The following is a 21,185-nucleotide window of genomic DNA, read 5'->3' on the forward strand; positions in this document are numbered from 1 at the left end:
TTTTATTTTTTCCATTACAAAAAGACGGTGCTTCTAAAGTGATACTTTTTAGGTATCACTTTTTTTATTCCCTTCAATCCCCTCGATTAAGGTCTGACTTCAGACTAAAAACCTCCTCATTTCAGCCGATATAAACTAAGGCTAAATCTTACAACACGGAGGTTCACCTTGAAAAAACTACTATCTATTCTACTTATTCTCACATTGCTTTTATCAGCCTGCTCAGCAGCTGATCAAAGCGGAACGAAAAATAAAGAATATAAAATTGGCATTCTATTATCCGACACAGGACTTGGAGATGAGTCTTTCAACGACTCTGCCTTCCGGGGCCTGGAAAAAGCGCGTGATGAGCTTGGCATTCTGTTTGATTACAAAGAAGCCCCGGACGGAAATTTTGAAAAGCCGCTTGAAGAGCTTGTCAAAGAAGATCATGACCTGATCATCGGACTGGGTTTCACAGCACAGGAAGCACTTGAAAAAACGGCGGAGAAATATCCGGAAAAGCAATTTTTGCTGATTGATGCTGTTTCCGAGCTTGATAATGTGGTCTCACTTACTTTTAAGGAGCATGAAGGCAGCTTCCTTGTCGGGATGCTCGCTGCCATGACAAGCAAAACAGGCAAGCTGGGATTTATCGGCGGTGTTGATGTGCCTGTGATCCACCATTTTGAAAATGGATTTATTCAAGGTGCCAAGCACTTCAATCCGAAAATAAAAGTATTAACAGAATACGCCGGAACTTTTGGGGATGCTGCTCTCGGTGAAAAAATGGCCGAGAAGCAAATTGCTGAAGGTGCTGATTTTATCTACCCAGCTGCCGGATTCACCGGTTTTGGCGCACTGAAAAAAGCGGAAGAAAAAGGCGTGCTTGCCGGCGGTGTCGATTCCGACCAGTATTTTGTTGCGGAAAAAGCCGTTGCCACATCGATGGTCAAAAACATCGATATTGCTGTTTTTAACTTGGCGAAGGAATTGACGGAAAACGAAAAAATCGAAGCTTCCTCCTATGAATGGGGACTGGCAGAAAACGGTGTCGGCCTATCTGAAATCCGGGTCGTTTCCTTAACAGAGGAGCAGCAAGCTGCATTAAAAAAAGCAACTAAAGACATAATCGATGGAAAAATCACAGTAACAGCTGAATAAAGGAGCATCCAAGATGACATTACGAAACCGCCTTATTATTGTCACGCTGATCCCGCTCGTACTGTCGGTCAGCATGATAGGCTTTATCATATACCAGACATTAAACATTCAAAGCTCTGCTAAGAATGATGTGGAACTTCTTCTGAAAGTGAAGGACCTGGAGCAAAGCCTGGTGGTGACAAGCCAGTCGCTTGCCAATTATACCTACAATTCAAGTGACGCCAACAAGGACCAGGCACTAACCATGATGACAGAAGTTCAGGAAAACCTGGCTTCCCTCTCTTCGGTTGCCTCAGTTCCCGGGCATAAAAAAATCATCGGCAGCATTGAAGGAAAATATGCAGAGCTATCAGAAGTTTCAACTGAAGCCTTCAACAAGGGAAACAAAGCCGAAATCAAGCGCCAGAGCATAAGAATATCCGGCATTTTAAATGATATGCACCTTTTAAAAAAGCGCACAAATGAATGGTATGAAGGCATTCTTCAGGAAACCAGCCAGAAAATTGCCTTTATCACGAATTCCTCCCTCATAGGAAGCGTGCTGCTTGTTCTGTTATCGGCTGTATTCTCATGGATGGCTGCCAGAAAGATTACAAAACCAATCAATGCGATTGTTGAAAAAGCAGAGAAAATTTCAGAAGGAGATTTAACAGCAGACTTATCACAGCTTTCATTCAAAGAAAACAGCCGCTATGAAGTGGATAAACTTTCGGAAGCTTTCTCAAAAATGGTTGTGAATCTAAAAGGAACCGTGCAATCCATTGAAGAGGTCAGCCAGAATGTAAAAGGATTTGCCGAGGATGTGGCTTCCTATATGCACAGCTTAAATGAAAGCAGCAGTCAGGTAGCCGTTTCGACGGATGAATTGGCGAGAGGAAGTCAGGCCATCTCTGAAGACGTTCAGGCTACCGCTGAATTAATGAGCGTAATGGGAGAGCAGTTCTCCGCTGTCCATCAGTCCAGTGCACAAAGTGCTACGCAAAGCACCCAGGCATTGGAATCCGTCAATCATGGCAGAGTGTCCTTAGAAAAACAAATGAAACTTGCTGATGAGATCTCCAGTTCGTCTAATCATATTAGAAGTTCAGTCAGTGAATTTGCCCAGTTCACCAAGGAAATTGAAGGGGCAGCTAACACGGTTAAAGATATCGCCGATCAGACCAATCTGCTTGCATTAAACGCAGCAATCGAAGCAGCCCGTGCCGGTGAAGCCGGGAAAGGATTTGCGGTTGTGGCAGAAGAAGTACGGAAGCTCGCCGATTCTTCTTCTAAAGCAACCGATCTGATTGCCTCAATGGTCAGCAATATCCAAAATGGCATCAGCAATATTTACAATGCCACCGAACAGGGACACACCCTTTCAAAAGAGCAATCCCAATCGATGAGCGAGACAGAACAGGTCTTTGAAACCATTTCCGGGCATGTATCCGGTATTCACAGCCATCTGGAAAAATTGGTTGAAGATATGAAGACCTCCAGCGATATGAGTCAGCAGGTCATTAGCGCTGTAGAAAACATTTCAGCGGTAACCGAAGAAACGGCTGCTGGGACTGAGGAAATCTCAGCTTCTACGGAGGAACAGCTTCGCGCGTTTGAGCAGGTTATGGTGAAAGTGGAGCAGCTGAAGGAAATGACTGAGGTTATGGAAAGGGAATTAGAGAAGTTTACGGTTTAGGCGGATGACATGTCCGAACAAACGAAACCCCCGCAATTGATGCGGGGGGTTCCTGTTTTATTATTGCGCTTCAATCAGACCATAGCGGCCGTCTTTACGCTTGTACACTACATTTGTTAAATTAGATTCTGCATTCGTGAACACGTAGAAGCTGTGGCCTAGCATGTTCATCTGCAGGATCGCCTCTTCACTGTCCATTGGCTTCAGATCGAAGCTCTTTTGGCGGACAACTTCAAGGTCGTTATCCTCCTCTTCCACTTCTGGCGCCTCTATCTCATTTTCCAACGCTGCAAACACAGCAGTCAGATTGCCTTTTTCGCGGAATTTGCGGTTCACTTTTGTTTTATGTTTGCGGATTTGACGCTCCAATTTATCTGTAATCAGATCAATCGCTGCATACATATCATCATGATCTTCCTCTGCACGAAGAACCAGGTTCGGCATCGGAATCGTTACTTCCACTTTAGAACGGTTATTGTTATACGTTTTTAAATTTACATGTACATTTGCATCAGGAGTTTCAGTAAAATACCTTTCTAACTTAGCAATTTTCTTCTCTACGTACTCTCTAATTGCTGGAGTTACCTCAATGTTTTCACCACGAATGTTGTAATTCATACGTGAACTCCTCCTTCTCATTATACAATGACAGCCTTTTCATTGACGTTTACTGAAAAAATCAGCAGTGAATATAATTAGCGTCTGAAAAGGAAATGCCTAGTCTTAAAAGTATATTAAGACTATGTATTTATATTTCTATTTTACCCCTAAAAACTCCTCCTGAAACTGATAAAAAGATTGAGAATATTTGTCGAATTGGTGACGTATATAAAAAAAACGAGCAGCTCATTTTGCTGCTCATCCTTTTATATCAATATTGCCGCCCAAATGGGGCTGGAGGGCCTGTATGTGAGACCCGCTCATCATCTTATTAATAAATTCTGCATTTCCCTCCGCTTGATCCATGGCTTTTTTCATGACCGAGATGGATGCCTGCTGCTGGACTTGGCCTTGGGATAAGACCATGGACATTAATGGGATATCCAAGGGAACACCTCCTGACAATTTAAGCCTGATCCTATTTAGGATTGTATATATGGATTTAATTCCTGCTGAATATTTTTATGCCACTGCGCAAATGCGGGATAGAGCTTTTTCGAAATGATCTCCTGTCTAACAGGAAGATCGTCAAAGTTCTGAATAAGGAGTTCAGCCTGATCGGCTACTGCACTAATATCAGCAATAGCTTTCAGCATGGGCTGATTGCCTTGAACAAGATGGCTAAGCTGTTCATGAGCTGAAGCGACTTGAGGGAATGCCTGAAAAACATCACCAAGAAGCCGATTTCCCTCTGTTTTACTGAAATCGCTAAAGCTCTTTACGATATAATCAAAAGCCTCATCAATGGTATATAATAGATCGCTGTATTCCTTCATAAAAATATACTGCTCTTCGGTCAGAGTCAACAAAGTTAGTCACCTATTTTCTTTTATCATAAAACATGCCGTCCGTTGCCATGGATTGATAGGGATTTGCATATTTTCCGGTTAATTCTTTTTTAACGCTTAAGTCTTTGATGTCTTTTTGAATAACTAGCTTTTCCCTTGTCATCAGCTGGGTGACTTTTGCATTGAGGCTGATCAGCCTGGCTCCCAGATCCTTTTCGGTATCTGAATATGGAGGAGCCATACCAGCCATTGCCTGCTGGCGTTTTTCAAGCAGTATTTCGACCTCATTCATTTTCGCATCACGGTCAAGCTTTGTATGTTCCAGAGTTTTGATTAGCTCGAGTGTTAAATCATAAAACCTTTGAACCGAACTCACTACACTGTGCCGCCTTGGGAGAATTGCTTCTGGCGATTGACCTGGATGACTTCCTTCCATGTGTCGCGGAATTCGGATACAAGACCTTCGACTTCATCAAGAATAGCTGCCTCATTCTTGACATTCGCCTCCATCAGCCTCCGGTTCATATAATCATATAAAGACATCATATTTTTAGATACCTCTACATCCATATTTAACGTAACCATCAGCTCTTGAATAATATTTTGCGCCTTCTGGATATTGGTGTTTTTTGCCTCAATGTTATTGTCCATGATGGCTTTTTTCGCCTGATGGATAAACTTCAGGCAGCCGTTATATAGCATCAGTGTCAGCTCTCCAGGTGAAGCTGTATTCACTGAGTTTTGCTGATAAGATTGGTATGGATTGCTTACTGCCATTTGTAACACTCCTTTTTATTACATGCCGCCAAATTGGTTCATGAGGAACATGGACTGCTCATTGGAACGCTGAATCGCTTTTTCCATGGCGGTGAATTGGCGCCAGTAGCGGTCTTCAACCTGCTTTAATTTATCTTCAAAGCTATCAATCCGCTTGCCTACATCATTCAGTTCCCTGCCGATGGTAAATTGCTGATTGGTTGAAAAGCTGTTTCCGGCTTTTGTCTTCAATTTGTCCATAGCAGCGTTTACTGTATCATAAAGCCTGTGGGCAATCCCTCTTTGCCCGTCTGTCTGTCCTTCCCCTCTAAAAAGATTCTCAACAGACACAGGATCATCTTCGATTGCCTTTTTCAGGGCAGCTTCATCAATTTCAAGCTTACCGCCTTCTAAATAATTGCTTGTCGTTTTAATGCCGATACTCGCCAGCTGATTATAAAGCGGAGAAACAAGATCATTCGATACGGGCTGGTAAAAGTTCATCCGCATCCCCGATAAAACAGACTGAAGAGTAGAATCCTTGCGCAAGAGACCGCTTTTAGCTCTCTCTTCCCATTGCTCCTGCTGCTTGTCCGAAAGCTGCTCACGCTGTTCATCGGTTAATGGGGTATAGCTTCTATAGCGTTCTTCACCAGTTTTTTTCTGGATCTTATCAATCATTTCATTGTACTTATCCACAAATGCCTTAATATTATCAAAAACCTTTGTGGAATCATTGCTGACATTGATGCTGACCGGCTGATCTTCAAATGTCTGCTTAAGAGTAAAGGTAACACCGTTAACTTCAAATGTGTTTGAGCTCCGATTGGTAGCCAATCCATTAATCACGAATTCAGCGTTTCTTCCTTCTTCTTTGACCGCAGCCCCTTTAAAGCGCAGAACATCATTCAGAAAGCTTCCGCTTGTAGTGATCTCAGCCCCGCCCTTATTAAAATCACCCGTCTCTGTGCGGGTCATCGTCATTTGGCCTGTAGCACTGTCAAAGAACATATTGACACCAGCACTTGAAGCATTGACTTTACTAATGACATTATTCAGAGACTCACTGCCTGAAATCAGGAAGGAATCATGACGATCTCCTTTAGAGGTTGACGTATCGACTGAAAAAGCAGTGTATTTGTGGTCATACGCAATCTCCAGAGCCATCGTTGTGTCAGATCCATCTGCCGGTTTTTGCATATCCGAATTAAACGTGATTTTCCCTGTTTCGTAGTTAAGGGTGCCTACCACTTTATTGGCATCATCGAGTATTTCTCTTTCTCCATTCACGATATTGCCCATTGAAAAAGTTTTCTCAGTGGTCGTTCCAGACGTTGTTTCCTTTATCTTAATGCTTTTCACTTCGTTCAAGGCACCTTGTGCCAATTGAATGGAGGAAGTGCTGTTTGAAATAACGTGTGAACCCGTGCGTTCAGTAGCCACATAATCAATCTTAATGACACTTCCCTTTGCAGGTTCCTTGCCGAATTGCAGTGTTCCATCTTCTTTTATTAAAACTTCATTCTCTTTTAAGGGACGGTTCGCCGCAGTCAATTCTGCCTCACTCAGCGCATTAAACCCTACTCCATTAACCTTTACACTCCAGGAGCTAAGTTCACTTAGATCCACCTTGGACATATCTCCGAAACTAATGGCAGCTGGATCGATCACATCAATATTTTTACTTAAAACAGCACCATTTTTCCAAGCACTAGCGACAGGGTTTCCAGTTGAATCTATATGATTGCCTTTATACATAAAACTGCTTTCCTGTGCATAAAGGCTTTTGCTTGGGTCGATGGACTTCCCATCTGCAGAAATACTGCCGCCGTTCACTCGAGTCTCAGCACTTGCCAGCTGTGTTACTTTTGAAATTGAGTAAGAAGACTGGCTTGCTGCTCCGCTTGCTGTGGCAGTTACCATCGCTTCATTTGAAGAAGTTGTCAGACGCGAGCGATAACGTGTAGTCAGCTTCATCTGTGTCAATTCACTTCTAAAGTCCAATAGCAAAGAATTCATTGCACGGTAATCATCGCGCTGCCATTCTAATACTTGTTTCTTCTGCTTTAATTTATCAAGAGGCATCCGTTCTGCCTTCATTAGATCTGATACAAGCTGGTCAATATCCATCCCGCTCGCCAGACCTCCGATTCTAACCAATGAGAACCCCTCCTTTAAATCTTCTTATCTACCATCAGCCCAACAAATTCCGTCATTGCGGCATACATATCAAGCATTTTCTTTGATGGGATTTCCTTTACTACTTCCTGAGTTAGGTCATCGACCAATGTCACGTAATATTCATTTAACTCTTCATGAAGGACGAACTTTAATGAGGTATGAGAAGCTTGTAAGAACTCGTTCATGCTATCGACTACTTCTGTTAGCTTATCTTTCTTCAGTGGCTCAACATGTTTACGTGTTGGCTGTTCGAGTATATTAGATTCTTTTTTTGTAAACTCATTATTTACTTCATTTTTATTAGAAAGTCTAGGTGTAAGAGGCATGTATTGAGATGAAAACCGATCGATCATGAAAATCCCCTACCTAATTAAATGTATTTCCTAGTTTTTATATCGGTAGGGGAGCGGAAATGTTAAGAGGAAAATTAGACGGAGAGAATATAGTGATATTGCGGCGGGATCTTTATTAGAACTATTAAAGAGTAGGAACCATTCGCTTGTATTAATTACCGTATGTGGGGACAGGCACCGATTCTTTCTTGGATATAATAAATATCTGAACATTCGGTTATTAATTGCCTTTTCTAGTTGTTTTAGCTATGAACAAATGGGCTTTCGGGGCACATCGAAGCCCCCCATGTGCCCTAAAAGTAAAGAAAATCTACTTAATTTTATAGCCTTTAACTGGTCCCCATTTCCCTTGCACCCATGTATAAACTGTCCCTAATTGTGGTTTTACCCTAACTCTATCCTCGATACCCTTACTATCATAAGCTGTAGAATATAAATCTTCGGCAACCTCTTTTTGAAAGACAAGCTCATAAAACCCTAAATCCTTCTTCAGTACATTTTTAATATCTTCTACTCTCTTTTCTACATACATCTCATTCATTCCCTTCTATCCAATTTCAGAAATTTAGACTATATTTCAGTATACATAAAAAAAGACCCTAGTAAACTAGAGCCTCTGTCAAAACGTCTAAAATTAACGAAGAAGTTGTAATACTCCTTGTGGTTGTTGGTTCGCTTGCTTTGCGACTGCACCTTTCAGTGACAGAATAGACTATATCTTCATCCATGTTTTTACATGGAGCTGGGCACTTCGAACAGCGTTTACTGTCCTACGAGATTCATAGTCATAGCTTTTGCCTTAGACCGTATCCTCTAGTCGTTGAACCTTCTCCAGAGTTTCCTCACAGGAGCTTAGCTGCTGATTATCCATTGTTACATCCTCATCATTTTCATACCGTCACGCATACCGTTTCCAGTTACGTTGTGGTTGATGAAGCTTTAGGAAGTTCCAGCAATTCACCCAGTTATCCTCTAGCTCGTTACCAAGCTAGACGCCCTTCGAATCAAATTAACGAAGAAGTTGTAATACTCCTTGTGGCATTTGATTTGATTGAGCCAACATTGCTTGTGATGCTTGTGCAAGAATAGAATTCTTAGTTTGTTCCATCATTTCTTTCGCCATGTCAACATCACGGATACGAGATTCCGCAGCAGTTAGGTTTTCTGAAGATGTACTTAAGTTATTAATTGTGTGCTCAAGACGGTTTTGGTATGCACCTAATTTTGAACGCTCGGCAGATACTTTACTAATTGCAGCTTTTGTGATATCCATCGCACTTCTAGCATCTGCATCAGTTGCAACACTGATTGCACCAGTATTTAAAGAACTTGCAGTTGTATCCATTTTTCCAATTTGAATACCTAAACGTTCGTCAGTACTTGTATTAGCACCAATTTGAATGTTTACTGCTGTTTGAGCTCCTGTTACAATTTCACCAGCATTACCACCACCAGAAACTGCAGCAAGAACTCCAGCACGTGTTTGTGTTCCATTTAATGAAATTTTAACTCCTAATTGGTCAAAATTTAATGTTCCAGCAGTTCCATCTGCTAATTTTACTGTCTGTTGATTTCCAGATGTGTCAGAAAGTACCCACTCATCAGCTGCAGTACCAGCAGCAATAGTAAAAGTTGTAGATGCCTTCGCACCACTGATATCAATAGCTGTAACACCATTATTACCAATAGACATACCTGTATTTGCAGCATCTAATTGAACACCAAAACTACCATCAAGCAACTTTTTACCATTAAAATTTGTAGAGTTTGCAATACGGTCAATCTCACTGTTTAACTGATTGATTTCATCACTGATAGCAGTTCTATCTTCAGATTGTAGGTTTCCGTTTGCAGCTTGTGTAGCAAGTTCATTCATACGTTGAAGGATATCGTGTGTTTCATTTAAAGCACCTTCAGCCGTTTGAATAAGTGAGATTCCATCTTGAGCATTTGCAGATGCTCTGTCTAAACCACGAATTTGTCCACGCATTTTCTCAGAGATTGCAAGTCCAGCTGCATCATCTCCAGCACGATTAATACGAAGACCTGAAGATAATTTCTCCATTGATTTTGATTGAGCACCTGAAGCACTATTCAACTGACGATAAGTATTCAACGCAGCAATATTATGATTAATTCTCATTATTAACTTCCTCCTTGAGTGTAAGTCCCACATCCATGTGGTTGTTTTACCAAACAGCACAAAAGTCGGCCGCCTTTTTGCTATTTAGCTTTACAATGGTTATATCGACTTATTTTGACAGGTGTTTAATGGTTTGGAAAAAAAATTTATTTCTTTTTAAAAAAATTGCTCAGGCTTTCGATTGAAATTGCTTCTGTTTTAGTTGCACTGCTGTTTTCCTGCTGAATTGATAGGTATATTTCTTTTCTATGTATATCAACATTTTTTGGCGCGCTAATGCCTAGTTTTACTTGGTCACCTTCGATGGAAAGGATTGAGATTTCAATATCGTCACCAATCATGATTGATTCTTTTAGTCTCCTAGTGAGTACAAGCATTATATCTCCCCCTGTTCCTGAGGTGTCATGATTTTATGCTTGGTCTGATAAGGTGTTTGATTAAGTATGACTTGTTTGCCCAGCTTTTTTGTTTGGTTAATGACTAATGGTGCCTGCAAGTTAACAGTTGTTTCTTGGAATGGCTCACTTACTGTTAAAATCGCAAAAGTTACCACATCTTTATTGGATTGGATCTCTAATTTTTCTAATGCCTCTTCTGGCAAATCAAACTCATACTGCGGAAAAAGAACAAATGGATCTGTCACGATAAATGCCACCTCAGTTGTTCTTACTGACTGGAGCACAAATAAGTCTGTCCCTTTAAGAGGAAGAACATAAAACTCCTTCTCCTCTAAAAAACCCGGAATCCCAGATGGAAAATTAATAATGTCATCCTTAATTATTTCCTGCTCACCATGAAACTTTGTTTGGATATTCATCTTTTCACCTCATTGCTATATTGTTAAATTGATAAAATCAATATTCAGGCTGTTTTTCTCAAGAATTTCTGTGCTGACTTTTCCAGGCGTATAAGTATGAACCGGCTTTCGGATCTCAACTTCAATCTTCGGCTTTTGCGGCTGAGCATCAATGCTGACTTTGGCTGGTTCGTATTGAATCTTTACACTATTGTAAGAAGGCAGCCAGCCAATATTGAACTGCTTGGGAGGACCTTCACTGTTTTCTTTGGCCTGATAGGCAATGGGATTGCCGCCGTTTTCAATTTTCATGAGCTCTGTTCCCTGTGCAGCCCTTCTCTCCATCCCTTTTAGCCAATCCTGGTACCCGTTTTGGGCAAACTCTTCTATTCTTCTGCCGACACTTTTAAGGTCCACGTCCTCCCGTGCTTTTGTCTGGTCGATCGTCAGCTTACCGGGGGGTGTTTCAATTTCCAGGATGGCTTTGGGCTGCTGGATGGATTGGATAGCAGGGGGCTGTTCAATTTCCTGCACGGATTTTTCTATCTTTAATCCCATTTTGATAAAATTAGATTCCAGTCTGATTTGCGGCAGGTTCATAATAAACACCTCTCTTATGAAAAAAAGCTATCACTGATGGATAGCTTTTCACTGATTATCTCAAAAAGTCAGTCAGGGTTGGCTGTATGATCCTCGCCCCAACACTTAGTGCTGCACGATGGATGCTTTCCTGGGTTGTTAGCTCGATGATGGCTTTTTCCATATCGATGTCTTCATTATCGGAAAGGATTCTTGTCGAGAAGACCTCCTGCTGGGAAAGGCGGTCCTCCATCAGCTCGACACGATTCTGTTTGGCACCTATTAGTGCACGAGCAGACAAAAATTTGTCTATGTTTTTATCAACTTTCTCTAGCATATCTCCAACGGCAGGATCATTCGTTTCGAGTGCTGTGATTAGCTTTTGGATATCTCCTTCATCGCTAAGCATGTCCTCAAATAAAGCTTTTCCTTCAGTATTTACAGGAATCTTGATGCCTGAAAAAACCTCAAGCTCGATGGTCCCGCTTTGAAATCCTGATTCAGATGGCCGTACATTCGTCTGTTTGCCGTTAAAAATATACTTTCCACCCACTTGTGTATCACCGATATTCTGCAGATGCTCTTTAAGCTGTTTTATCTCTTCCGCAACGGCTTTACGCTGATCTCCTTCCAGCGTGCCATTGCTTGCTTGAAGAGTCAGTTCCCTAATTCGTTGCAGAGCCATCACACCTTTATCCAGGGCATCATCCGTACTGTCAACCCAGTTTCTTACTTCCCCGATGTTGCGGGTAAATTGCTGAATCCGGTTTAAATCCGTACGATAGTTCATCCCCATCATCGCAGCGACTGGATCGTCCGATGGCTTGGTAAATTTCTTTTGAGTCGAAATTTGATCCTGCAGCTTGTCCATTCTGCTGTAGCTGTTGCTTAAATTGCGTAGCATGTTATTTGATAGCATTGATTGTGTTACACGCACTTTATTTCACCCTTTATCTGCCTACGACGCCCATGCCGTTGATAATTTTATCGAGCATTTCATCAACCACAGTTATATTTCTGGCCGAAGCGTTGTATGCATGTTGGAATTTAATCATATTGGTCATTTCTTCATCTAATGAGACTGCACTGACTGATTGCCTGTTCCGGTCTACTGAATCCGCCAGCACGGCAGAGTTTTTTAAATCCTTCTGAGCACTCTGAGAGTCTACTCCTAACCGTCCGATTATTCCTGAATAATAGGAATCAATGCTTCCATTCAGCTTTGATTTTTCATCATCAGTCAATGAAGTATAATCACTAAAGCTTTTCTTTCTTAAATCAGCCAGCAGCTGTGCATTGTGGTTATCTCCAGAAGCACCGCCTTTTTCGGCTGCAGCGGCGATTTTAGAAGAGTCATCAAGCAGTTCTTGATTTACTTTAATGCTTTGTGCGGGATTTCCCTCATCAAACTGGAAAAAGTCTAGACCTGAGATAGCATCCGCACCCAGAGCATACCCGTTTTTATGAATTTCATTGAATTCCTTGGCAAAAGCAGATGTCATTCTATTCAGCTTCTCCAGCATTTCAGGATAAGCACCCTTAGCGGAACCCCCTGCTTCATACCCATAGCTGTTAATTAAACCAGATAGTTCACCGGATAAAGTCTCAAACTGTGTAAATGAAGCGGAACCGATTTTTAATCCTGTTACAAGTCCGCTGTCTTCGCTTTTTTCAAGCTCCACCTTGTTTGTGCCAACAATGCCGCTCTCTTTTGTTGCGGATATGAGGCTGATGGGCGGATTATAGGATTTTCCATCCTTTTGGACAATCTCGATATTATAAAGGCCCGCTGCCATCGGTTTAGCATCCCCATATGTATTAGGGACCACACTGGTCACTTTCACATTAACCAATTGTGAAAGGCTATCTACCAATAAATCTCTCTCGTCATAAAGGTCATTTGGGAGGTATCCGTGCGGCTCAACAGAGGCGATCTGCTTATTCAGATGATCAATCTGCGCAACGATCGCGTTGATTTCATCAACCTTCACATCAACTTGATTGCCAATATCCTCCTGAACCCGTGACAGAGAATTATAGTAATAATTCAGTGTATCGGCAACCATCTGTCCTGTAGCAGCCACTACATCCCTGGCTCCGGTATTTTCGGTGTGGCTTGATAAATCCTGCAGGGCGTTCCAGAACTTTTCCAGGGTACTGTGCAGTCCATTTTCAGACGGCTCATTCATGATTTCTTCCATCTTAGTCAGAGACTCGCTCATGGCTCCATAGTAGCCCATTTTGGTGTTTTCGGTTCTATATTGCAGATCCAGAAACGATTCTCTTATTCTCTGGACGGTTCCCGCCTCGACACCTGTCCCCATTTGTCCGGGTATCTGCGGACGATTCATTCCAACTCCTGGATAAGGCTCGGTTTGCGCGAAATTAATCCGCTGCCTGGTGTATCCCGGCGTATTCGCATTTGAAATATTATGTCCTGTTGTATATAAAGCACTTTGCTGGGTGAACATGCCGCGGCGGGCCGTTTCGAGTCCCATAAAAGTTGAACGCATGATTGTTCCTCCGTTCTGCTACACTTTCGAGTTGAAAATTCCTGGATTCATCTTTTCAGATTTCTTCTTGGCAGGCGGGCCATAATTCATCGTTTCAGGCTGCGGCCTAAAAAGACTCATAGATACATTTACAAACTGAAGGGAATGATGAACAAGCTGCTGGTTTAGGAAATTCTGCTCTTTCAGTTCAAATATCAGCTCAGCAAGCTCATTTGTTATGGCTTCCAGCTTGAGGCGATCAGGCTGCGTGAGAATATTTAAACAATCTGATACTGTAGGGCTTTCCAGCATCGGCGCGATGGAATTTGCTGCCTTTTCCCGCTCGTTTTCCAATCGGCCGATAGCTGCAATATGAGCCTGCTCATCCTTCAGCATCTGATTCAGGGCGTCCATGTCGCCGGTCTTAATAATGTCTGTCTTTTTAACTGCGAGTTCATATAGGCTTTTATGAAGCTTTAGCAGTTTCTCCATCGTTGCAGTTAGTGCTTCGGCTGACATGCCATTCCCTCCTCATTATTTTTTTGAATAAAAATTAGCGATGCTTTTCGCGACTTCTTTCGGATTGATTTTATAGGTGCCGTTCTCTACCTGGATTTTAAGCTCTTCTACTTTTGCTTTACGATTTTCGCTTAGCTGTGATACCTGCTGCATTTCCTTTGCAGTGGAGCTGATTTCAATTTTATCTGATGCCGTTCTGGCTGGTTTTCCTGCATTTTCAAGCTTATTCAATTGGCGTTTGTATGGGTTCACGCCTGAAGGACCAAAATTATTGATTTTCATGTGTACCCCTCACTTTCTTTCCGGTCGATTTAACCTAAGTCTATTATCGGCTAATGTGGCGGTATGTTTAAATGTTAATTTAAGTTTGGCAAAAAATACATCGATAAGCCTATAGAAAAAGCTATGTGAATGAGTCACATAGCTTAGAATCGCTTATTAATTTTTTCATTGACGGCAAAATAAGTGCCATGTTTCTCTCTCTGGACAGCCTCTTTTCTTCGTTCTTCCTCAGCGGTAAACTGCTGAAGATCTTTTCTCAGATTCCCCGCACAGCTGCCGCATAGCTTGCCTTCCCGGATGCTTGTCCCGCATTTCTCACAGGGATACCCCAAATTTGGAAATTGCGCTAATTTTAATCTGCCGGTCTTAATAAACTTTATGATGAGTTCTTCCTCGACTCCGGTCGCCTCGACAACCTCCATCATCTTCGCTGTCCTGTTTTCCCTCTTCCGGATAAACTGGTAAACCGTCTCATAGGCCTTTTCTTCTTCCTTCCAGCAATCCTGGCAGACATCGCGGAATTGGCTTTTGACAAAAATGGCGTCACATTTCGGGCAGTTTGATAACTCAGCCATATGACTCTTCCTCTCTCAGCTTGTGATGAAATTATTATAGCTCGAATAATAGGATAATTATAGAAAAATATTATTCGAAGTATAGCTGGCTGCTGGCTGTTTCTATGAATCGGGATTCGGGAACAGAGGGGCTTTGCTCGAGCTGACTTTGCAGAATATCAAGCATCGCCGCCAATTCATCTCTCGGTCCCTCATCGATAATAAATTGAAATCCATAATTAGTCAGAGCATCTGATATTTCATCTTTTCGGACAATCGTTCCTGTAAAGGAGAGAACCTCTCCTAAAAGCTTGGTTTCAATTAATAGAATGATGTCTTTCCTTACCGGAAGTTTCATCTTTGAAACAAATTTCACTCCGCCTGCACTCATATCTTCAATCAGGATTTTCGTGCTGCCCATTTTGACAGGCTTGCTGTTAAGCTCTAAGATGGTCATTTCCGCCTCCAGCGGATAGGGAAACTCGACTCGAACATACTTGCGCAAACCTTTGAACACATTGTCTTCTTTGATATTCTGCGGCTTCAGGCTGCCAATTAACAGTTTCTGCTCAAAGGTGGAAGGCGGAATTGGCTTGCTGAAAAGATACCCCTGTATTTGGTCACACTCATTTTTTCTTAAGGAATAGAACTGTTCAAAGGTCTCCACGCCTTCTGCTACAACCTTCATATTCAGCCCATGGGCGAGCTGAATCAGATTTGCTGTGATGATAGCATCTTCCGCATTAGTATCCATTGCCTGGATAAAGGTTTTATCGATCTTCAAAATATCGAATTTATACTTTTTCAACTGGGTGATGGATGAATAGCCTGTCCCAAAGTCATCCAGCGCAATTTTCACGCCCAATTCTCCCAATTCTTTAAGCACTGCAATCACGTTATCGGAATAGTTAATTAGGGAAGATTCCGTCAATTCGATTTCAATCAGTGACGCATCAAGGTGATTCTCATCTAATGCTTTTTTTATCATGGAAACAAGACAACTTTTCAAGAAGCTCAACGGAGAGATGTTTACGGATATCGGAACAATCGATAAACCTCTTTCCCTCCAGGAATAAATCTGGCTGCATACTTTCCTGATCACGTATTCTCCTATATTTATAATTAAACCAGTTTCCTCTGCCACTGGTATAAACTCCAGCGGTGAAACTCTGCCCCATTCCGGATGATTCCATCTTAATAAAGCTTCGGCACTTACTATTTTGCCGGTCTTCGTATCAACTCTTGGCTGGTATTCAAGAAAAAACTCATCATTTTGAATGGCTTTTCTCATATCCTGTTCCAGGGTAAAAAGCTTATAAGATTCAATATCCATAGAAGGATGGTAAACCTGAAATCTATTATTCCCTTTCTGCTTGGCATGGTATAGGGAAGATTCCGTATTTCTGACCAATTCATCAGCTGTGCTCCCATTATCCGGATATAAACTAATGCCTATAGACGGGGTAATATTAAGCTCAAAGCTGTTGATATGGAATGGTTCAGAGAAAATTTGATTAATGGAATCTGCTAATTGCGCAGGATCCTCCTTCTCCTGGATATATTCCATAATAACTGCGAATTGATCACCGGAAATTCTTGCTGAAAAACAGACTGAATTTAGCTTCTCCTTAATTCTTTGTGAAACAAGCCTAAGAAGTTCATCTCCTGAAGAGTGTCCAAAGGTATCATTAATCTGCTTTAACCGCTCCAGATCAAAAAACAAGACAGCAATATTCTGTTGTTCATCGTCTTCAATAAGGCTCTGGAGCTTCTGATCAAAGTACCGGCGGTTCGGCAGATCGGTCAAATGATCATAAAAAGCCATACGCCTCATTCTCTTTTCAAGCCATTTTTGTTCTGTTATATCTGTTACAAATCCATCAACCCGGAAAAGTTCGCCTCTTTCATTCAGATATGGGATGCTATGATCATTAACCCATCTAATTTCACCGGATTTATGAACAATTCGATATTGATAGCGGATGCTGTTCCCATTCAAAATGTTCGCCCGCTTCGCTTCTACCTCCTGCAGATCATCCGGAAGGATCACATTGTTCCATAAATCGAAATCGGCAATAAATTCCTCGGCTGTATAGCCGAATATCCCCTCTACTCCCTTGGAAAAATGAAGAACTTTTCTTTCTGCCAGATCTGCGGAATAGACGCCTACATCAAGATTTTCATAAATCTGCCCAATTTTCCGCTCATTTTCGTAAAGCTGTTCTTCCATGCGCCGCTTTTCAGTTATATCCTGAATCGTTGCGATGATTTTAGGTGATCCATCTTCATCTGCAAAATAATCTGCCCGATGGTGAATATACCGTTCTTCGCCATCCTGCCTGATCATCCTGCATACCAGGTCCACACTATCCTTTTCTTTGAGAAGCCTTTTAAACTGCTTTTCAAAGGCCGGGCGGTCATCCTGATGAAGGTAGCTCAAATACATTTGATAGTCTGGGAAAAAATCTTTTTGAGGCTTTAGGCCAAAAATCCGAAACATTTGATCTGACCAAAACCCTTTATCGTTTTCCACATCGTACTCAAGGCTTCCAATATTGGCGATCATCTGAGCCTGGTTGAGGTTATTCTTAATCTTAGTCAATTCCAATTGCTGACTGCTAGAATCAGCAATATCTTTAGTGGTTTTTTCACCATCCTGTGTATTAAATTCGTTCACTTCAAGACATCCTTTCCAATAAAAAAGGCAAACGAAAATAGTTCTTCTTCTGTGCAGCCCGGCTGCCATGGCAGAAACCTGCTTTAGGCCCGCAGCTTTGCGTCCTTTACTTTCGTAAAATTTACCCTGGATTAGAATATTTTAACATAGGATTATTTTCCTAATAACTATCTAGTTCAAAAACATTAATTTGTAATTTATTCCATCCATTATCCTCTTGCTAATGTCAACGAGCATACTGATGCAGCACCCCCTGCTTTCAGTACTTTCGCTGCATGATATAGAGTTGAGCCGGTTGTATAGATATCGTCGATTAGGATAATCTTCTTATTTTCGATATTGAGATTTAGCGGCTGGAAGACCTGATGAAGATGGATTCGGTCAAATCGCGATTTCTTGGATTGCTTTTCTGAGTGAATTCGCTGCAGCAGCTCCGTCACGGTAAAGCCTGCCTCATGGATGAGTGCAGCAGACTGATTAAAGCCTCGTTCATAAAGCCGTTGAGGACTGAGAGGTATTGGAACGAGGTAGTCAAATTTCAGAGCTTTCAGCCTTTCTCTAATAAAAGGAGAGAAAGCTTTCGCAAAAATATAGTCGCCCCGGAATTTATAGCGGGCTAATGTTTCTTTCAGAAAGTCATCGTATAGGAAAAGAGAATCGTTTTTCTCGAGCAGCCCTGACCATTCTGGATCCTGGTTCCACCTTAAACAATCTGCGCATAGATTCCCTTTTCGAAATTGAGGTTCTAAATTGTTGAAGGGCCTGCTGCATTTAGCACATGTCTCGCCCGTAATTAATGGAAGTTTATCGGCACAGCCCTGACATAAATGATTTTCTTTTGGCTTCGACCAGAGAGTCGACCAGCTTACAGCAGAGAGTATTTCTTCGTGGCAAATTAAGCAGTTAATAGTCTATCAATCCTTTCTTTTTGGCTTCAGAGTTCATTTTGAGGATTTGTTTCTGCGCTTTGACCATGCTTTCGGTTTTGCCGTAGTGAAAAAAGGTGATTTCTCCTTTCGGGTATTCAGAGCTTCTTCCAACACGGCCGGCGATCTGGACAAGAGCGCTTTCTGTAAAAATGCGATCTTCTGCTCCGAGTACTGCTACATCAATATTAGGGAAGGTAACTCCTCTTTCCAGAATGGTAGTTGTTAAAAGCATGGAAATCTCTTTATTACGCATCATTTGGACTTTGTCTTTTCGGCCGGGGTCTTCTGCGTGGACAGCTTGGATTTTAGGATAGGTTTTACGAAGGATGGTGAGGACTTTTTCCATTTTATCGATTTTCGGAAGGAAGAGCAGGCACTCCTTGTGGTTATCAAGCCTCTTCTTGATCCATTGTCTAACTGCAGATGGGAGTTTGTCCTTTTTAAGGGATTTCTCCCAATTTCCACACCATTTGAAAGACGGAACAGGCAATGGATGACGATGATATCTAGCCGGGATAGTGACAAATTCTCTTTTTCCGCTCCGGCATTCTCTTTGCCATTTTTGGCTAGGGGTAGCAGTTAAATAGATCATAGAGGAGGTTTCCTTGCGGGACTGTCGGACAGCATACTGAAGGCTTTCGTCTGCTGTATAAGGGAAGGCATCTACTTCATCAAGAATGACTGTGTCAAAAGCATTGTAAAATCGAAGCAGCTGATGTGTGGTTGCGATGGTTAAGGGAGCTTGGAGATGGCGGTCTTCACTGCCGCCGTATAGGACAGCAACCTGGATACCAGGGAAGACTGCTTTAAGCCGCGGACCAAGCTCCAGTACAACATCTGTTCGAGGTGTGGCAATACAGATTCTTTTTCCGGACGCAAGGGCAGCATTGATCCCTTCAAACAGAATTTCCGTTTTTCCCGCACCGCATACTGCCCAAACAAGGAGCTCTTTATTCTCAATCACTGCATGCTTTACCTGTTCGGAGGCATGCTGCTGCCCAGGTGAAAGGGTGCCACTCCATACTAAGGGATTCTCGACAAGTTCCTGGAGTGGTTCAGGTCCACACCAGCTAATCAGAGGTGTACAAGCACTGACCCGTCCCATCATGATGCATTTTCGGCAGTAAACACACTCCTTCTCCCCGCATCGGGCACAGTGAAAACTAGAAAAAAGAGAGCGATCCTTATTGCCGCACCTTGCACAGACAACCTTACTCTTATCTTTAATAATACCTTTTCGGTATAGAATATTTCCGTTTCCGTAATGTGATTGAATTTCTTCGAGGGGAAATGGGAGATCAATAAGTAAAAGCTGCTTACCATGGAGTAGTTGCTGAAGTTCATTATTAAAGAGGTAGCTTTCGTTGAGTGATATAGCCGGAATGGTCTCAATTAAGGAAATCGGGAGGCTGTCTGAAGTGTCTTTGTTTAAATTTGGAATTAACATATTATTTTTAAGGGCAAATCTCAAATAATCACCTCGTTTTTTTAAAATCAATGGGGGGTATTCCTCAAATTTCAGTTTCTATTCCCGAGTTTAAGCAAATCATTCCCCAAATATCTACTTCCTTTCCTCAATTTTGCCATTCCTTTCCCCAATTTTTCAAGTCTATTCCCAAAGTTCACAATTCAGACAAAAAGAAAGTACCATTCCGAACCCAGAATGATACTCACAATACTACTTCTTCACCCAGCCAAACCCCATAGCACCTTCACCCAAATGGGTTCCAATGACCGGGCCAAAGTAGCTGATCATAAACTCAACATTTGGATACTCCACTTCAAGCTCAGCTTTCCACTCGAGGGCTTCTGCTTCGCGATTGGCATGGATAATAACCGCCTGGTAAGGCTCCCCGCTTTTCACATCTTCCCAGAAAAGATCAACCATCCGCTTCATCGCTTTTTTGCGCGTGCGAATCTTTTCAAACGGAACAATTTTCTTATCTTCAAAATGAAGCAGCGGTTTCACCTGCAGCAGGCTGCCGATCAATGCCTGTGCACTTGACAAGCGCCCTCCACGCTGAAGATGCGATAAGTCATCCACCATGAAATAAGCCCGAATGCTCTTCTTCATTTCCTCAAGCCGTTCAACGATTTCCTGTGGTCCCTTACCGGCAGCAGCAAGTTCCGCAGCTTCAATTACATAAAACCCCTGCACCATACAGCTGATTTCCGAGTCAAACGGGAAAACCTGAATATCCTCCACCATGCTCCCAGCAGTAACTGCCCCCTGGAACGTCCCGCTGATGCCGCTCGACAAATGAATCGAAATCACTGCATCATATTCTTTCGATAGTTTCTCAAACAGCTCGGCAAACTCCCCCACCGGCGGCTGTGAAGTAGTCGGAAGATCTTTATGCTTCACTTCTTCATAAAAGTCTGCAGCCGTAATTTCTACTTCTTCCTGGTAGGTCTCACTGCCAAAAATAACACTCAGCGGTATCATATGTATATTTAACTTTTCTCTTATATCTTTAGGAATATATGCTGTACTATCCGTTACAACAGCCGTTTTCATAAATAGAGTTACCATCCTTATCTTTTTTCTCTACTGTATGTCATGTTCCATTTTATATGATACCGGGGAAAATTGCATTAAGTTATAAAGTTGGGAAGTAAATAAACCTATGCCCCATTATACCTACTTTTAAGACCTGG

The 21,185-nt window shown here is 42.0% G+C and carries 23 protein-coding genes, 1 pseudogene and 1 riboswitch; of the genes and pseudogenes, 2 read left to right on the forward strand and 22 right to left on the reverse strand.

Annotation, left to right across the window (positions count from 1 at the left end; translation table 11 throughout):
- Positions 1-168: 168 nt before the first annotated feature.
- The gene (locus IRB79_RS25650) at positions 169-1,143 is read left to right on the forward strand and encodes a BMP family lipoprotein (RefSeq protein WP_243505950.1); all 975 of its coding nucleotides are present in this window, start codon (positions 169-171) and stop codon (positions 1,141-1,143) included.
- A gap of 13 nt (positions 1,144-1,156) precedes the next feature.
- Complete coding sequence (locus IRB79_RS25655) at positions 1,157-2,818, forward strand: methyl-accepting chemotaxis protein (RefSeq protein WP_243505951.1); 1,662 nt, start codon at positions 1,157-1,159, stop codon at positions 2,816-2,818.
- Positions 2,819-2,878: 60 nt separating this feature from the next.
- Here IRB79_RS25655 and hpf read toward each other — a convergent pair whose 3' ends face one another.
- From hpf to IRB79_RS25760, 22 genes and pseudogenes are all read right to left on the reverse strand, one after another.
- Positions 2,879-3,436, reverse strand: coding sequence for a ribosome hibernation-promoting factor, HPF/YfiA family (gene hpf / locus IRB79_RS25660; protein WP_243505952.1), 558 nt, complete (start codon positions 3,434-3,436; stop codon positions 2,879-2,881).
- Positions 3,437-3,676: 240 nt separating this feature from the next.
- A complete protein-coding gene (locus IRB79_RS25665) occupies positions 3,677-3,865 on the reverse strand; it encodes a YjfB family protein (protein ID WP_243505953.1) in 189 nt (62 codons plus the stop codon).
- A gap of 35 nt (positions 3,866-3,900) precedes the next feature.
- On the reverse strand, positions 3,901-4,287 hold the full coding sequence (locus tag IRB79_RS25670; RefSeq protein ID WP_243505954.1) for a DUF8042 domain-containing protein: 387 nt from the start codon (positions 4,285-4,287) through the stop codon (positions 3,901-3,903).
- A 10-nt stretch (positions 4,288-4,297) separates the two neighbouring features.
- A complete protein-coding gene (locus tag IRB79_RS25675) occupies positions 4,298-4,642 on the reverse strand; it encodes a flagellar protein FliT (protein ID WP_243505955.1) in 345 nt (114 codons plus the stop codon).
- A complete protein-coding gene (gene fliS / locus IRB79_RS25680; RefSeq protein ID WP_243505956.1) occupies positions 4,642-5,043 on the reverse strand; it encodes a flagellar export chaperone FliS in 402 nt (133 codons plus the stop codon). Before fliS ends, IRB79_RS25675 begins: the two co-directional genes overlap by 1 nt.
- An 18-nt stretch (positions 5,044-5,061) precedes the next feature.
- Positions 5,062-7,182 (reverse strand): flagellar filament capping protein FliD, encoded by a 2,121-nt coding sequence (fliD, locus tag IRB79_RS25685; protein ID WP_243505957.1) that lies wholly within the window; start codon positions 7,180-7,182, stop codon positions 5,062-5,064.
- A 14-nt stretch (positions 7,183-7,196) separates the two neighbouring features.
- Entirely contained in the window at positions 7,197-7,556 is a 360-nt protein-coding gene (gene flaG, locus IRB79_RS25690) for a flagellar protein FlaG (RefSeq protein ID WP_243505958.1), read from the reverse strand.
- A 310-nt stretch (positions 7,557-7,866) separates the two neighbouring features.
- Positions 7,867-8,097 carry a hypothetical protein gene (locus tag IRB79_RS25695; protein WP_243505959.1) on the reverse strand — a complete coding sequence of 77 codons (231 nt, stop codon included), beginning with the start codon at positions 8,095-8,097 and terminating at the stop codon, positions 7,867-7,869.
- 468 nt (positions 8,098-8,565) lie between these two features.
- Entirely contained in the window at positions 8,566-9,699 is a 1,134-nt protein-coding gene (locus IRB79_RS25700; protein ID WP_243505960.1) for a flagellin N-terminal helical domain-containing protein, read from the reverse strand.
- Positions 9,700-9,845: 146 nt separating this feature from the next.
- Entirely contained in the window at positions 9,846-10,076 is a 231-nt protein-coding gene (gene csrA, locus IRB79_RS25705) for a carbon storage regulator CsrA (RefSeq protein WP_243505961.1), read from the reverse strand.
- Entirely contained in the window at positions 10,076-10,516 is a 441-nt protein-coding gene (gene fliW, locus IRB79_RS25710; RefSeq protein ID WP_243505962.1) for a flagellar assembly protein FliW, read from the reverse strand. The genes csrA and fliW overlap by 1 nt, the downstream gene beginning before the upstream one ends.
- A 15-nt stretch (positions 10,517-10,531) precedes the next feature.
- Positions 10,532-11,095, reverse strand: coding sequence for a DUF6470 family protein (locus IRB79_RS25715; protein ID WP_243505963.1), 564 nt, complete (start codon positions 11,093-11,095; stop codon positions 10,532-10,534).
- Between the two features lie 55 nt (positions 11,096-11,150).
- Positions 11,151-12,011 (reverse strand): flagellar hook-associated protein FlgL, encoded by an 861-nt coding sequence (gene flgL / locus IRB79_RS25720; RefSeq protein WP_243505964.1) that lies wholly within the window; start codon positions 12,009-12,011, stop codon positions 11,151-11,153.
- 13 nt (positions 12,012-12,024) lie between these two features.
- Positions 12,025-13,587 carry a flagellar hook-associated protein FlgK gene (gene flgK, locus IRB79_RS25725; protein ID WP_243505965.1) on the reverse strand — a complete coding sequence of 521 codons (1,563 nt, stop codon included), beginning with the start codon at positions 13,585-13,587 and terminating at the stop codon, positions 12,025-12,027.
- A gap of 18 nt (positions 13,588-13,605) precedes the next feature.
- Positions 13,606-14,085, reverse strand: a complete 480-nt coding sequence (locus tag IRB79_RS25730; RefSeq protein ID WP_243505966.1) for a flagellar protein FlgN — start codon at positions 14,083-14,085, stop codon at positions 13,606-13,608.
- Between the two features lie 15 nt (positions 14,086-14,100).
- The gene (gene flgM / locus IRB79_RS25735) at positions 14,101-14,367 is read right to left on the reverse strand and encodes a flagellar biosynthesis anti-sigma factor FlgM (RefSeq protein WP_243505967.1); all 267 of its coding nucleotides are present in this window, start codon (positions 14,365-14,367) and stop codon (positions 14,101-14,103) included.
- 143 nt (positions 14,368-14,510) lie between these two features.
- On the reverse strand, positions 14,511-14,942 hold the full coding sequence (locus IRB79_RS25740) for a TIGR03826 family flagellar region protein (RefSeq protein WP_243505968.1): 432 nt from the start codon (positions 14,940-14,942) through the stop codon (positions 14,511-14,513).
- Positions 14,943-15,012: 70 nt separating this feature from the next.
- Positions 15,013-17,598: an EAL domain-containing protein gene (locus IRB79_RS25745; RefSeq protein ID WP_243505969.1), complete on the reverse strand. Its 2,586-nt coding sequence runs from the start codon at positions 17,596-17,598 to the stop codon at positions 15,013-15,015.
- A 49-nt stretch (positions 17,599-17,647) separates the two neighbouring features.
- Positions 17,648-17,734, reverse strand: a riboswitch (cyclic di-GMP riboswitch).
- 73 nt (positions 17,735-17,807) lie between these two features.
- Positions 17,808-18,038, reverse strand: coding sequence for a ComF family protein (locus IRB79_RS28190; RefSeq protein ID WP_347815343.1), 231 nt, complete (start codon positions 18,036-18,038; stop codon positions 17,808-17,810).
- Positions 18,039-18,362: 324 nt separating this feature from the next.
- A pseudogene (locus IRB79_RS28195) lies at positions 18,363-18,506 on the reverse strand (ComF family protein); the annotation flags it as partial.
- Positions 18,502-19,974, reverse strand: a complete 1,473-nt coding sequence (locus IRB79_RS25755) for an ATP-dependent helicase ComFA (protein WP_243509670.1) — start codon at positions 19,972-19,974, stop codon at positions 18,502-18,504. The pseudogene IRB79_RS28195 and the gene IRB79_RS25755, both read right to left, overlap by 5 nt.
- 231 nt (positions 19,975-20,205) lie before the next feature.
- The gene (locus IRB79_RS25760; protein ID WP_243505970.1) at positions 20,206-21,045 is read right to left on the reverse strand and encodes a DegV family protein; all 840 of its coding nucleotides are present in this window, start codon (positions 21,043-21,045) and stop codon (positions 20,206-20,208) included.
- Between the last annotated feature and the right edge of the window lie 140 nt (positions 21,046-21,185).

The sequence above is a fragment of the Cytobacillus oceanisediminis genome (assembly GCF_022811925.1).
GTDB classification, from domain to species: Bacteria; Bacillota; Bacilli; order Bacillales; family Cytobacillaceae; genus Cytobacillus; species Cytobacillus oceanisediminis_D.